At 64.7% G+C, this 13,743-nt stretch carries 10 protein-coding genes; 5 read left to right on the top strand and 5 right to left on the bottom strand.

Features of this window, described 5'->3' with window-relative positions; translation table 11 throughout:
• Positions 1-17: 17 nt before the first annotated feature.
• A complete protein-coding gene (locus HU144_RS01425) occupies positions 18-350 on the bottom strand; it encodes a zinc ribbon domain-containing protein (RefSeq protein ID WP_235349805.1) in 333 nt (110 codons plus the stop codon).
• A 44-nt stretch (positions 351-394) separates the two neighbouring features.
• On the bottom strand, positions 395-1,615 hold the full coding sequence (locus HU144_RS01420) for a site-specific DNA-methyltransferase (RefSeq protein WP_235349804.1): 1,221 nt from the start codon (positions 1,613-1,615) through the stop codon (positions 395-397).
• A 37-nt stretch (positions 1,616-1,652) separates the two neighbouring features.
• Here HU144_RS01420 and HU144_RS01415 point away from each other — a divergent pair, with 37 nt between their 5' ends.
• On the top strand, positions 1,653-3,329 hold the full coding sequence (locus tag HU144_RS01415; RefSeq protein ID WP_235349803.1) for an FAD-dependent oxidoreductase: 1,677 nt from the start codon (positions 1,653-1,655) through the stop codon (positions 3,327-3,329).
• A gap of 67 nt (positions 3,330-3,396) precedes the next feature.
• On the opposite strand, the gene HU144_RS01410 is transcribed toward HU144_RS01415, so the two are convergent.
• A complete protein-coding gene (locus HU144_RS01410; protein ID WP_235349802.1) occupies positions 3,397-4,848 on the bottom strand; it encodes an XRE family transcriptional regulator in 1,452 nt (483 codons plus the stop codon).
• Positions 4,849-5,025: 177 nt separating this feature from the next.
• Here HU144_RS01410 and aceA point away from each other — a divergent pair, with 177 nt between their 5' ends.
• The gene (aceA, locus tag HU144_RS01405) at positions 5,026-6,336 is read left to right on the top strand and encodes an isocitrate lyase (RefSeq protein ID WP_069599346.1); all 1,311 of its coding nucleotides are present in this window, start codon (positions 5,026-5,028) and stop codon (positions 6,334-6,336) included.
• A 279-nt stretch (positions 6,337-6,615) separates the two neighbouring features.
• Positions 6,616-8,220 (top strand): malate synthase A, encoded by a 1,605-nt coding sequence (gene aceB / locus HU144_RS01400; protein ID WP_235349801.1) that lies wholly within the window; start codon positions 6,616-6,618, stop codon positions 8,218-8,220.
• Between the two features lie 127 nt (positions 8,221-8,347).
• Here the strand turns inward: aceB and HU144_RS01395 are convergent, their stop codons facing one another.
• The gene (locus HU144_RS01395; protein ID WP_235349800.1) at positions 8,348-8,944 is read right to left on the bottom strand and encodes a mycothiol transferase; all 597 of its coding nucleotides are present in this window, start codon (positions 8,942-8,944) and stop codon (positions 8,348-8,350) included.
• An 86-nt stretch (positions 8,945-9,030) separates the two neighbouring features.
• On the opposite strand from HU144_RS01395, the gene HU144_RS01390 reads away from it, so the two are divergent.
• Positions 9,031-10,005, top strand: a complete 975-nt coding sequence (locus HU144_RS01390; RefSeq protein ID WP_235349799.1) for a helix-turn-helix transcriptional regulator — start codon at positions 9,031-9,033, stop codon at positions 10,003-10,005.
• Between the two features lie 156 nt (positions 10,006-10,161).
• On the top strand, positions 10,162-10,551 hold the full coding sequence (locus tag HU144_RS01385; RefSeq protein ID WP_235349798.1) for a universal stress protein: 390 nt from the start codon (positions 10,162-10,164) through the stop codon (positions 10,549-10,551).
• 78 nt (positions 10,552-10,629) lie between these two features.
• On the opposite strand, the gene HU144_RS01380 is transcribed toward HU144_RS01385, so the two are convergent.
• Positions 10,630-13,599 carry an FAD-binding and (Fe-S)-binding domain-containing protein gene (locus tag HU144_RS01380; protein WP_235349797.1) on the bottom strand — a complete coding sequence of 990 codons (2,970 nt, stop codon included), beginning with the start codon at positions 13,597-13,599 and terminating at the stop codon, positions 10,630-10,632.
• Between the last annotated feature and the right edge of the window lie 144 nt (positions 13,600-13,743).

Here is a 13,743-nt window from a genome sequence, read left to right as displayed (position 1 = left end):
CCGGAAGCCGATCGACCTCAGGCGCGGGGGAGCTTCGCGTGCCGCGGATCCCGACTCACCGGCTGCCCACGGCGACCGGAGGAGGGAACGCGCGAGACGACGGGTGGTGACTCTGCGGTCTTCTTAGTTGCGTCGATGACGCCGAAGGCGGTCCCGGAACCGGCGCCGAGGTGAGGGGAAGTGAATGCTGAGACGGCCGTTCTGCGGCAGCCGGGGCAGGTGATGGATTCGGGTTTCCGGCTCATCGGAAAAACCTGTTCGGTGTCGCCGCAGGTCGTGCATCGGTAGACGTAGGTGGGCACTGGATCACTCTTCTCGAAATCATTGCCGACATATGAGTCTTTATGCATTCCTACACCGTCACCAGGAAAGACTCAAGGGTGCCGGCGAGAATTCATTGCTCGGCCACCGCGATTTCGGTGAAGCGAAGCTCGGGGTCGCAGCGCTTCGCGGCTCGTCGGATCCGTTCCGCGGTGAGTCGGCTGATCTCGGGGAAACCGTCCTCGGTGTCCGCGCCCACCAGGCTGCGCGCGTTCTTCGTCTGCAGCGGTTCCGGGGTCTGGATGAGGATGAACGTGCGTGAGCCTGCGTCGCGTTGGTTGGCGGCCATCACCGCCTGCGCGGTTGTGCCCGAGCCGGCGAAGAAGTCGAGGACGATTGCTTCGGGGTCGAAGAAGGTCTGGGAAGCCACGAGCGTCTTGACCAGTTCCACGGGCTTCGGATAGCTGAAGATCCCACCCAGCCCGAGATCCTCGAGGTCGTTCTGCCCTCCCAGGGCCTTGATGATCGAGTAGAGCTTCGAACTCGCCTTCTCCGCCGGCGTCACCCGCACCACGGCATGTTTGCCCGCTGGACCCCAGGGTCGCAGAACAAATTCTCCTGTGCCCAACTTCGCGTCCACCTCGGCGAGCTTCTTCGCGCCCTTGACTTCGAGGATGTCCTCGTACATGAGCCGGCGTTCCTGGCCGCGAGCGTAGCGGCCGAATCCGGCGCGGAGCACATCGGTTTCGACGAGCATGCGTCTGCCGCCGATGATCTCGAGCTTCGCCGGTGCCTTCTTCTCCGTCAGGAACGCACCCGCCTGATCAGCGACTTTCGCCCACACATGGACGTAGTCGTGACCGCGGACGAAGGAGGGGGAGTTGCCGCCGCCCTTGGCGCGCTGATGGATCAGGGTACCCAGAGAATTGGCCTCGCCGAAGATCTCATGCCCCAGCAGCTGCGCCCAGGCGCTCTCACCATCGTCGAGGTGAATGAAGATCACCCCGTCCTCGCGCATGAGTTCGCGCGCCAGCATCAGCCGCGGTGTCATGAAGTTCAGCCAGCTCGCGTGATCATGCCCGTGATCCTTATACGCCAGCGCGTTGCCGGTGTTGTAGGGCGGATCGATGTAGACGACCTTGATCCGTCCCCGGTGGGTGGCAAGCAGTCCGGTCAGCGCCGGCAGGTTGTCCCCGACGACGAGCATGTTCTCATCGACGGCGGGGACGTAGGCGTCACCGTCGCGAAGGAAGTGCGGCCCCTCGCCGAGGCGGCCCGAAGCATCCGCGGAGATCAGCCGTCGACCGAGTGCGAAGGCGGCATCCTTGCCAGTCCAGTTCAGGGCCGTCGACATCCTTCTCCTTCTCCGCGATCGGTGCCAAGATTGCTGTATGAGTATTTCACGAGTGGCCGTGGTCGGTGCCGGAATCGTCGGAGTGGCGCTCGCCCGTGAGCTCACCTGCAGGCTCCCCGCCGCCGAAGTCACCGTCTTCGACAAGGCCGACCGCCTCGCCGCGCATCAGAGCGGGCACACCTCGGGGATCGTGGATCCCGCCCTCGCTGCGCAGCCGGGTTCGGCGGAGGCGAAGCTCGCTCGCCGAGGTGTGGAGCTGCTGGTCCCGTTCGTGTCCGAACGCGGCATCCCCTACCGCGAGTGTGGGCAGCTGCTCATTGCGCAGAATACGGACGAGGCCGACCGACTCGAGGAGATCCTCGCCCGGGCCGAAGCGAACTCGATTCCGGGAGTCCGGCTGCTTGACCGTAAGGAGATGCTGGAGGTCGAACCCAACGCCAGGGGCGTCCTCGCACTCTACGCACCGCACACGGCCGTCACCGATTTCACTGCTCTGACCGAGGCGCTCGCCTCCGATGTCAGCGCTGCCGGCGGCACGTTCCGCTTCGGCACAGAGGTCACCGGCGTCGACGTGATGAGCAACGAGGTTCGCCTGCGCATGCGCACGGCAGCACCCGAGCAGAGCGAGCCCGCTGTCGGCCCCGATCGCTCCGCTTCAGGCGCCGAGGGCTCCGACGGTGACTCCGCTTCTGGCGCCGACAGGGATATCGACTCCGGCTCCGACGGCGATATCGACTCCGATGACGATATCGGCTCCGACGGCGATATCGACGACCAGGTACACGAGGCTCCGCGGACATATCGCGGCGATAACACCACCGGACCGGTCATCGACTTCCGCGACGAGCTGCGCAGTCGTTTCGGCTCTCAGGACTGGTTCAATCAGGTCGAAGACACGATCGACAACCTCAGCGACCGGTTCACCAATCCCGCCTCAGGACGTTCTCGACACTCGGGTGGGGGAGAGCCCCAGCACACCGGTGGGGACGAGCCCCGGAAACCTGCCGGACGCGAGCGCGAACGTACGGTCTCGCCCGAGGACACGGAGGTGTTCGACCTCGTCATCGTCTGCGCCGGCCTCCAAGCCGACCGTCTGGCAGCGGCGGCGGGCTTCGACGAGGAGCCTCGCATCGTCCCATTCACCAGCGACTACTACGCCATCGATGACCCGGCGACCGACGACCCCGCCGAGGTGGTCCGGGGCATCATCAGCACGGTCCCCGATCCGAGCTCCCCCTTCTCCGAGAGATCCGTAGTCAGAGGCATCAGAGGTGGGCTGGTCCTGGGCCCGAACACCATCGTGTCCCTGGGGCGCGAACGCTATGACAAGCACGGCTTCGACCTCGGGGATATGGGGTCGACCGTCGGCTTCAAGGGGTTCTGGAAGTTCGCGGCGCAGACAGCGAAGACTGCCGCTCGCGGAGCGAAGTCGGCCGTGAGCACCTCCGCCTTCGTCGAGGAGATCCGAAAGTTCGTTCCTGCCATCGACGCTACGAATGTCCGGGCCGACTCGCGCGGAATCCGCGCGCAGGCCATCGACGCAGAGGGCACGCTCGTGGACGAACTGCGGGTGACCACGCGCGGCAGGCTCACCATGGTCAGAAGCCTCCCCAGGTCAGGGGCCACCTCGGCGCTGGCCACGGCCGAACGTATCGCGAACCGAGTCCTCGACGGCTCCGCGGACGCGGACGGCCGCGCCGACGCGGACGGCTGAGGCGACGCGGACGGCTGAGGCGAACGCTTGGTGACCTCAGACGGCGCACACGGTTGATTCGACCGAATCAGCCGGAGTGGCGTTCGAGGAATTCGTAGACTTCAGTATCATCGACGCCCGGGACAGCACCGGGCGGAACCGCGGCCAGCAGAGACGCATGCATCTGCGCCGAGGGCAGAGCCTGGTTCTCCCATTTCTCGGCCAGATCATCGGGCGCCTGGCGACAGCACGCGGGATCCGGGCAGGCTGACTTGGAGCGGATCTGGGATTCTCGTCCCTCGAACCACTTCACATGGGCGAAGGGGACTCCTACACTGATGGCGAAGTCACCGCCGGGAAGTACGCGTGCGGTGCACCAGAAGGAGCCCTCAGGGGTGTCCGTGTACTGGTAGTACGGGCTGAACCTGTCAGCGACGCGGAACACCGTGCGAGAAGTGAATCGTTTGCAGGCGAACTGGCCCTCGATTGCGCCGAGCGGGTCGGTGGGGTAGGGCAGGCCGTCGTTCGAGTACGCCTTGTGGATCGTGCCCGAGCGGTGGACCTTCATGAAATGCACGGGCAGACCCAGGTGCTCGGTAGCCAGGTTCGTGAAGCGGTGGGCGGCCATCTCGTAGCCGACGCCGAACATATCGCGCAGATGCTCGACGGAGAGCTCGCGCTTCTTCTTCTCCTCGATGAGCATCGGCACCGCCGAACTCTGCGGCAGCAGAACAGCGGCGGCCAGATAGTTCGCCTCCACCCGCTGCTGGAGGAACTCGCTGAAATCCTTCGGAGCATCATGGCCGAGCACGTGCGCGGCCAGGCTCGTGAGCAGATGTGAGCGCGGGTCGAAGGCCGCATCGGTATTGGGCAGGTAGAGGCGATTGTTCGCAGTGTCGGAGATCGATCTGGTGGATGAGGGCAGGTCAGAGACGTAGTGGAGGCTGAACCCCAGCTTCTCCGCGATCGTCGCCGTCTGCCGCTGGGAGACCGTCCCCGATTCGTATCCGGCCAGGCGCAGGAGATCTGCGGCCTGGGTCTCGAGGTCGGCGAAGTAGTTGTTCTTCTCGCGCATCCGCTCGCGCAGTTCCCGGTTGGCCCGACGAGCCTCTTCCGGAGTCGCGGCACGGCGTTCGAGAACCTGGCCCAACTGCCGCTGCAGACCCACGATCGCTTCGAGGGCATCATGGGGCAGCGACTTGATCCGCACCTGCGGCAGACCCAAGGAGGAGTACATGGGTGAGGCCTGATTACGCTCGGCTTCAAGCTCGAGAGCCTGTCTGCCATCGATGGGCGTGGGATCGATGAGCTCGGCGACCTCGGTCTGCAGGGCTTTCGCGATGGCACTGAGGAGGGTGACAGAAGTTTCTCGCTTGCCGTTCTCAATCGTCGAGATCTGGGAGGCTGCACGCCCCACCTTCTCGCCCAGCTCGGTGAGGGTCAGTCCGCGCTGTTTGCGAAAAAACCGAATTCTTCTGCCGATGCTCAGGGTATCCGCTTCGGCTTCTGCATCCCTCAGATCGGTCTCTTTGCTTGTCATTGCGGCTCCAATCGTCATCGTGGCGTGGTTCACATGCGCTGAAAATCAGTATGACAGAACGCCGGAATTTCTAAAACCGGAAAACTGCCGATTATTCATCGGAGAAATGTCTGTCGGGCCCCTTGCGGTCACGGCAGACTGATCTCACCAACCCCGAACGACGAGGAGTGAATGAGAATGACTGAGAACACCACGCAGAGCAACTTGCACGATGCTGAGGCCATCCGCCGCGACTGGGCCACCAATGCCCGCTGGTCGGGAGTTGCTCGTGACTACGAGCCCGAGGATGTCGTCAAACTGCGCGGTTCGCTGATCGAAGAGCACACGCTGGCTCGCCACGGTGCCGAGCGCCTCTGGAACCAGGTGGCCTCCACCGACATCAAGTCCGGCGACTACGTCAACGCACTCGGTGCGCTGACCGGCAACCAGGCAGTGGAGCAGGTCAAGGCCGGCCTCAACGCCATCTACCTTTCCGGCTGGCAGGTCGCCGCCGATGCGAACAATGCCGGACAGACCTACCCCGATCAGTCGATCTACCCGGCCAACTCGGTGCCGCAGGTCGTGCGTCGCATCAACAACGCTCTGATGCGCGCCGACCAGATCGAGACCTCGGAAGGCAAGAAGAACGTCGACGACTGGTTCGCACCGATCGTGGCCGACGCAGAAGCAGGCTTCGGCGGTTCGATCAACGTCTACGAGCTCATGCGCTCGATGATCTCCTCCGGCGCAGCCGGTGTGCACTTCGAGGATCAGCTCGGTTCTGAGAAGAAGTGCGGCCACCTCGGCGGCAAGGTTCTCGTTCCGACCTCGCAGCACATCCGCACCCTCAACGCGGCTCGCCTCGCAGCCGACGTCGAGAACGTGCCCAGCCTCGTCATCGCCCGTACCGACGCAGAAGCGGCAACGCTGATGACCTCGGACATCGACGAGCGCGATCAGCGCTTCGTCACCGGTGAGCGCACCTCCGAAGGCTTCTACAAGATCACGAACGGCATCGAAGCAGGCATCGCCCGCGGACTGTCCTTCGCTCCCTACGCGGACATGCTGTGGATGGAGACCTCCACACCGGACCTCGAAGCTGCTAAGAAGTTCGCGGACGCCATCCACGCGGAGTACCCGGACCAGATGCTGGCCTACAACTGCTCGCCGTCGTTCAACTGGCGCAAGCACCTCGACGATGCCACCATCGCGAAGTTCCAGCGTGAGCTGGGAGCCATGGGCTACAAGTTCCAGTTCATCACCCTGGCCGGCTTCCACGCGCTCAACTACTCGATGTTCGATCTGGCTCACGGCTACGCCCGCAACCAGATGACCTCGTACGTCGAGCTGCAGGAACGCGAGTTCGCTGCCGAGGACCGCGGCTACACCGCAACCAAGCACCAGCGTGAGGTCGGAACCGGATACTTCGACCTGGTCTCGACCGCGCTGAACCCAGAGTCCTCGACGACAGCTCTGGCCGGTTCGACCGAATCCGCTCAGTTCAGCTGAGCCTCCGGTGACCCGACCGGTCACGCGAGGACGGACACCGGCTTCGCCGGGCCCGGTCACCTAGTACTCGGCGCGGATCGACAGTGTTTTCACGGGGTTTGCACTGTTGGTCCGCGCCGGCACACCACACATCACAGCTCCAACCACAACCTCGGCGACACCAGCACCACCGCAGAACAGCACCACCAGCGCAGCACCGCCACCGCAGAACCGCACCACCGGCACAGCCACCGCAACGCACATCAGCAGCACACATTCCGACGGGTGAGGAGAAGCCCCATGTCTCACATCAAAATCAACGCCCCCATCGAACCAGGCTTCGACACGATCCTCTCGGAGTCCGCCCTCAACTTCATCGCAGCGCTCCACGATCGCTTCAGCGACCGTCTGGGCAAGCTGCTGGGAGTCCGCGGGCGTCAGGCGCAGAGCATCCGGAACGGCACGTTCCCGAGGTTCACCCCCGACACCGCAGGAATCCGGGCCGACACCACATGGAAGGTCGCCGGCGCGACAGGAGCCCCCGGTCTCGAAGACCGCCGCGTCGAACTGACCGGCCCCGTCTCCGAACCTGAAGTAGTTGCGGCGCTGAACTCCCGTGCGAAGGTCTGGCTCGCCGACCTCGAAGACGCAACCAGCCCGACCTGGGCCAACGTCATCGGCGGACAGCTCAACCTGTTCAACGCCATCCGGGGCAACCTGCCGGGCGTGAACAACCGTGAGCAGCCCACCATCGGCCTGCGTCCCCGTGGCTGGCACCTGCCGGAGAAGCACCTGATCCACGTCGATGACAAGGGCAGCCAGTCAGAGACCTCAGGCGCCATGGTCGACTTCGGTCTCTACTTCTTCCACAATGCCCGCCGACTCGTCGACAACGGCTCGGGACCATACTTCTACCTGCCGAAGCTCGAGTCCTTCCGCGAAGCACGCCTGTGGAACGAGATCTTCGTCTTCGCACAGGACTACATGGGCATTCCGCAGGGAACCATCCGGGCGACAGTTCACATCGAGACGATCACCGCTGTGTTCCAGATGGAAGAGATCCTGTGGGAGCTGCGCGATCACTGCGCTGGCCTCAACGCCGCAGGTTGGGACTACCTGTTCTCACTCGTGAAGAACTTCCGCAACTCCCCGGAGTGGGTGCTGCCGGATCGCGAGCACCTGACAATGGGACTGCCGCTGCTGCAGGCGTTCGCAGACCGCCTCGTCTCGACTTGCCACCGCCGCGGGGCACACGCGATCGGGACCATGGGCAACCTCATGACCACTCACCCGGACAAGGAATTCGTTGCCTCGGAGCTGGTGAAGATGCGCGAAGACAAGGCTCGTGAAGCCTCGCGCGGCTTCGACGGCACCTGGGTGGCCGAGCCCGGACTGGTGAATGACGCGCTGGAGGTCTTCGATGCCGCACTCGGCGACAAGCCGAACCAGCTCGACAATCGCCGGGTCGATGCCCACGCCTGCGCCGAGCACATGCTCGACGTGTCGGGTCTGGACACCACGGTCACCGAGGAAGGTGTTCGCCTGAACATCCGTGTGGCCATCGGCTACATGAACGAATGGCTGGGCGGCAACGGCAACGTCGCACTCGAGAACCTGCTCGAAGACGCGTCGACCGCTGAGATCTCCAGGTCCCAGATCTGGCAGTGGATCCGCCACTCGGTGACGCTGGACAACGGGAAGCAGGTCACCCGCGACCTGGTGGAGCGGTACATGGGCGAGGAGCTCGCAGTCATCGAGCGCCACCCCGCAGACCACTACACCGAGGCCGTTGAGATCTTCCGTAAGAGCGCACTGGGTGAGGACTTCCCCGAATTCCTCACCATGCCCGCCTACACCGACCACCTGGTCGACAGGGTGTCGAAGGGCGCCGTGTTCGCGGCCTGAATCTCAGGCGCCGACGCTGTCGGCATTGCCGGCAAGACCAACTACCCGATTCTGCATCAGCACGTCGCACTCACCGTGCTGATGCAGAACCGGGTAGTTTTTTGCGTGCTGCAGGCGCCGGGCTGATTCAGCTCCATTCTTCGGGTGGCCAGGGCTGACCATCGGCTTGGGCATTGAGCTGATAGGCGATCGCGCCATCGATGGACTCGCGGATGATGTCCGCGTGACCGACATGGCGGGCGATCTCGGTGTTGAGATGGCCGAGGATCCACCGGACGTTCATGACGAAGTCCTTGGGCATCCAGGGATTGTGAGGCATCGGGGCGACCGTGGACAGATCGGTCCCGTTCTCCTCGACCGCCCTGCGGGCCACGTCGATCTCGGTCATGGCCGTCTCCAAGGCGGTGACCACCTCGGCGATGTCGAGGTCGGGAAGAGCCGAGCCATCGAACATTTCGTCGAGGCCCAAGCGTCTGTTGTACTCCGCATAGTCGTTCGCTGTCACCTCGAGCGAAGGATCGCGGACCTGCTGGATCCAGGAGATCACCACCTGCGCGGCGTGCGTCAAGAGGCCGGAGATACTCAGCCCGCTCACCGTCGGCGTGCTGCGCGCCTGTTCGTCGGTGAGGCCGAGAGCGGTGATCTTGAGCTGCGAGCACTGCTGTTCGAGGAACGAGAACTGGGCGTCGGCTTCGGTCGTGACGGATGGGGCGAAGAATGGCATGATCTCTCCTGATCGTCTGGTGCAGAACCGGCCGTCCGGATCTGTGACACAAGTGTCCGACGCTTTGCGGACATATACTGTCCGCTATGACCGCTGATTCTCGTCTGTTGTCCCTGCTGGGGATGATCGGCTCGGGACGGACCTACTCCGCGACCGAGCTGGCCGCGCAGTTTCGCGTCACACCTCGCTCCATCCGCCGCGACATCGCGAATCTGCGCCAGCTCGGCTATGTCATCGAATCCGTCTCGGGCGCGGCCGGCGGATACCGTGCTCATTCGCGCACTGTTCTGCCCCCGCTGCAGCTCGAGACCGGCGAGGCGCTGGCCACAGCACTCGGCCTGGCGCTGCTCAACGGCGCCGGCTTGGGCACCTCGAACGCCGATTCGGCCACCGCGAAGCTGCGCGGGATGCTTCCTGCCGGAATGCGCGAGACGATCGGGGACATCAGCATGGCAGTCTCTGTTGTTGCTGGTCACGAACCGGGAGTCGACATGGCAGCGGTCATGACGACCGCCTCGGCGATCGCGTCCCGGAGCGTCCTGACTTTCGCCCACGCGAAACGGATGAGCGCAGAGAGCTCGGGCGCGAAGTCGATGGAGCGCCGGGTGGAGCCGGTGCGGATGGTCGTCCTCGGCGCGCATTGGTATCTCTACGCCTGGGATCTCGCCCGCAATGACTGGCGGGTCTTCCGCCTCGATCGGATGGGCCAGGTCCACGAAACGACCTTCGCCTTCGCACCCCGGGACCATCCCGACGCCGAGGCGGCCGTGAGTTCCGCCGTCACCACCGACGCGTACCGCCACACCGTGATCATCGATGTCGACGCAACCGTGGCCGAGACGAAGTCGTGGTTCCCGACGAGGACGGCGACGATCACGAAGAGCGACGACGGCGCCCGCGTCGAGTTCGGTGTCGAGGACCTTGCCTGGGCGGCCGTGATCACCGCAGCAACTCCCGTGGATTTCCGGGTCGTCGAGCCGCCGGAGCTTTTGGGTGCGCTGCGCGATCTCGGTGAGCGGGCGGACCATCTGAGCAGGACCGGTGGCAGCCGATCGGAATGAGTACTCTGTGCACTGCCGGCCACCTCAGCCTGCAAAAGCGTCGTGCAGGCGGTGGGCTTTTGCAGGTTCGGGTAGCTGGAGCTGGGATGACCGCGCGATGTCCTCACGGTGATACGGGAATGAACGAATCAGGGCAGAGCTAATATACTGCTCGATATGACGATTCTCATTGGCTACCTTCCTGCTCCTGAGGGTGAGGCGGCTCTGCGCGCGGGTTTCGCAGAAGCCAAACTTCGGTCGAGCAATGCTGTCGTGATCAACTCCCAACGACGCGGAGCCAGTGGCACCCCGACCGAGATCGACCAAGACGTCATCGACCGCATCGTCGCACTGGGCAAGGACTCTGACGTCGCGGTCGAGGTTCTCCAGCCCGATCACGAAGACGATCTGCCGGGAACGCTGAACGAACTGGTGGAAGAACACGACGCCCAGCTCATCGTCATCGGCCTGCGCAAACGTTCGGCGATCGGCAAGTTCATCCTCGGCTCGCAGGCCCAGCGAATCCTGCTCGAAGCAGAGGTCCCAGTCCTCACCGCCAAGGCCTGAGCCCGGGAGTCGGCGAGCTGACCTCAGGCTCCGCGTGCCTGAGACCGTCCGCGTGCTTGAGCCCGTCGCCGCGCTGTCTTAGCGGGTGGGTTCGAGTCCCCAGCCCCAGGCGAGCAGCTCCGGCAGCGACACGCCCTGTGCATCGCTGAGGTCGGCGATCTGTGTGCGGCAGGAATAGCCATCGGCTAAGACGACCCGTGTTCGCTCATCGTCGCCAGCATGTCCTTGCGTCCCCGCTGCTCCTCCAGCGCCGACCGCGTTCGGCGTCCGATTGCGCAGTGCTTCCTGCTCGCGCAGGGCTGGCAGCAAGGCCACCTCGGCCACGGCGACAGAGGTCTCGTAATGTCCTTCCTCAACGCCGAAGTTTCCGGCCAGACCGCAGCAGCCGCCCAGGAATCGGCTTGCGGCTCCGGTTCTGGCCAGCAGCTCCTTGTCCGCGGCATTGCCGAAGATCGCCGACTGATGACAGTGCGGCTGCACGAGGGCCTCAACCCCGTCCAACTTCGGCAGTTCGGCACCCACGCTGAGCAGGTACTGCGCGAAGGTCTGCACACGTGCCGCGACTCGTGCCGAGGCCTCATCGGCCAAGAGCTTCTGCGAATCGTCCTTGAGGGTCGCCAGACATGAGGGCTCAACCCCGACGATGGGCACATCCCCGGTGGCGTCGAGCGCGCTGATCGTCGCTCCCAGGTTCGCCTTCGCCGCATCGAGCTGACCGGTCGAGATCAGGGGCAGACCACAGCACACGGTCTGGTCGATGACGCGCACCGTGACGCCAGCGCGTTCGAGCACGGCAACAGCGGCGGCGAGGATGCGCGGCGCGAAATGATTCGACCACGAATCGGCGAACAGAATCACCTCACGGGTCTTCGTTCGGCGCCCCACCTCGGCGGCGGTGCTGTCTGTCTTCGTCCACCATTTCCGAAACGTCGTCGACGCGAACTGCGGGATGGATCTGCGGATGTCGATCCCGGCCAGCTTCTTGGCCACGGTCGTGAGCCCCGGCAGGCCCGAGACGCGGTTGACCACGGGGGCCAGGGGTGTGATGACGCGTGCCAGCTGCGGCAGGAAACCGAGCGAATAGTGCTTCATCGGGCGCAGCCTGCCCTGGTAGGACTGGTGGAGGACCTCGGCCTTGTATGTGGCCATGTCAGTGCCGGTCGGGCATTCGGTGGCGCATGCCTTGCAGGACAGGCAGAGGTCGAGTGCATCGGCGACTTCGGGGGATTGCCACGAAGAGTCGAGGAGATCCCCGGACACCATCTCCTGCAGGACCCGGGCACGACCGCGCGTGGAGTGCCGTTCATCGCGGGTGGCCTGGTAGGACGGGCACATGACGCCGCCGCTGTCGGCGGAGTCGGCGCGGCACTTGCCGACGCCGGTGCAGCGATGGACGGCGGAGGCGAAGCCCGACGACTCTCCCTCGTAGGCCATGGCCAAAGTTCCGGGCAGCTCCTCTCGCAGCGGGAGCTGGGTCAGCCGCAGGGACTCGCTGAGGGCATCCGGGTCGACGATGACACCCGGGTTGAGCAGGTACTGCGGATCGAAGAGCTCCTTGACCTCCTTGAACATGTCCAGCACGGCCGGGGGATAGATGAGACGCAGCAGCTCGGACCTGGCACGGCCGTCGCCATGCTCGCCGGAGACCGACCCGCCGTAACGCGCCACGAGCTTCGTCGCGGCGACCATGAACGTGCGCATCACCTCGGGTCCGTCGGGATCCTCGAGCGGGAAGTCGACGCGCATGTGCAGACAACCATCACCGAAGTGCCCGTAGGGGATCCCCCACAGCCCATGCTCGGTGAGCAGAGCCATGAGATCACGCAGATAGTCGCCGAGGTGCTCCACCGGAACCGCGGAATCCTCCCACCCGGCGTGGGCGTCACGACCATCAGGTGTGCGCGAGACCAGGCCGGCACCATCGGCGCGGATTCCCCACACCGCTGCTGCGGCCTGAGGGCCGAGCACCGCCGAATCCAGAGCATTGGACTCCCTGATCAGGCGTTTCGTCTCATCGACCAATTCGGCTTCGTCCTCGCCGGTGAGCTCGACGACGAGCCAGCCGGCACCCTGTGGCAGATGAGGGACCGCCTCGGCGCCTTTGGTCTCGATGACCCGATCGAGCATGCGCGAGTCGAGGCCCTCGCAGGCCGCGACCGGGAAGTCCTTCAACAGGGGAGCGTCATGTGCCGCGGCGACCATGTCCTCATATCCGAGCACCACCGCCGAGGTGTGGGTGGGGTCTTTGACCAGGCGCATCTTCGCGGCGAGGACGATGCCCCATGTGCCCTCGGTCCCGGCGAAGGCCCGGCGCAGGTCGAAGTCGTTCTCCGGCAGCAGGGACTCCAGCCCATACCCGGAGACCTGCCGAGAGAAGGTGCCCAGATTCGTCCGGATGGTGCCCAGCTCACTGCCGACGAGTTCATGCAGACGCGGGAACGTCCCTGAGGAGTCGGTGTCGTCGAGGGTGACGACTGTGCCGTCGACGAGCATGACGATCAGCGCGAGGATGTTGTCGCCGGTGCGCCCGTAGCCCAGGGCGCGTGGCCCGCAGGCGTTGTTGCCGATCATCCCGCCGATCGTGCAGCGAGTATGAGTGGAGGGATCCGGGCCGAAGCGCAGGCCGTGCGGCCGCGCCTGTGCCTGCAGGTGAGCGTGGATGCATCCGGCCTGGACCCAGGCGGACTGCGCCTCGGGGTCGAGGGCGAGGACCTCGTTCATATGGCGGGAGAAGTCGAGGATGATGCCGGTGCCGATCGCATTGCCGGCGATCGAGGTTCCGGCGCCGCGGCTGGTGATCGGTACTCCCAGTCGGCGTGCGATCGCCAGTGTGTGCGAGACATCGGCCTCGTCATGCGGGAACACGATCGCCTGCGGAACCAGGCGGAACAGGGAGGCATCGGTGGTGTAGGCGGCACGATCGGTGTCGTCGACGCTGAAGTCCCGGACCCCCGCGGCCCGGAGCTCGGTCGAGAGGACATCGGCGAGAGACATCTCTGTCTCCGCAGACTTCCGAGGTGCACTGGAGCTGTGAGCCAATGTGGTCATGTCCGCATTCTGCCACTTCGGTTGTCAGTGAGGTACTCCCTCGACAGTGAGTGGGATGGTGCCGTCTGTAGGTGAGAATACCCGATAGTAAGGAGCGCGAAACCTCGTGGGTGTTATCGAACCGTTACATAAGATGAGCCAGAA

Source organism: Brevibacterium sp. UCMA 11752 (genome assembly GCF_021532235.1).
Lineage (GTDB): Bacteria > Actinomycetota > Actinomycetes > Actinomycetales > Brevibacteriaceae > Brevibacterium > Brevibacterium antiquum.
This window is presented reverse-complemented; position numbering and strand designations above follow the sequence as displayed.

Bases quoted from the DNA above. Each gene is read 5' to 3' on its own strand.
- HU144_RS01425 (WP_235349805.1), bottom strand. From the start codon at position 350: ATGCATAAAGACTCATATGTCGGCAATGATTTCGAGAAGAGTGATCCA.
- HU144_RS01420 (WP_235349804.1), bottom strand. From the start codon at position 1,615: ATGTCGACGGCCCTGAACTGGACTGGCAAGGATGCCGCCTTCGCACTC.
- HU144_RS01415 (WP_235349803.1), top strand. From the start codon at position 1,653: ATGAGTATTTCACGAGTGGCCGTGGTCGGTGCCGGAATCGTCGGAGTG.
- HU144_RS01410 (WP_235349802.1), bottom strand. From the start codon at position 4,848: ATGACAAGCAAAGAGACCGATCTGAGGGATGCAGAAGCCGAAGCGGAT.
- aceA (WP_069599346.1), top strand. From the start codon at position 5,026: ATGACTGAGAACACCACGCAGAGCAACTTGCACGATGCTGAGGCCATC.
- aceB (WP_235349801.1), top strand. From the start codon at position 6,616: ATGTCTCACATCAAAATCAACGCCCCCATCGAACCAGGCTTCGACACG.
- HU144_RS01395 (WP_235349800.1), bottom strand. From the start codon at position 8,944: ATGCCATTCTTCGCCCCATCCGTCACGACCGAAGCCGACGCCCAGTTC.
- HU144_RS01390 (WP_235349799.1), top strand. From the start codon at position 9,031: ATGACCGCTGATTCTCGTCTGTTGTCCCTGCTGGGGATGATCGGCTCG.
- HU144_RS01385 (WP_235349798.1), top strand. From the start codon at position 10,162: ATGACGATTCTCATTGGCTACCTTCCTGCTCCTGAGGGTGAGGCGGCT.
- HU144_RS01380 (WP_235349797.1), bottom strand. From the start codon at position 13,599: ATGACCACATTGGCTCACAGCTCCAGTGCACCTCGGAAGTCTGCGGAG.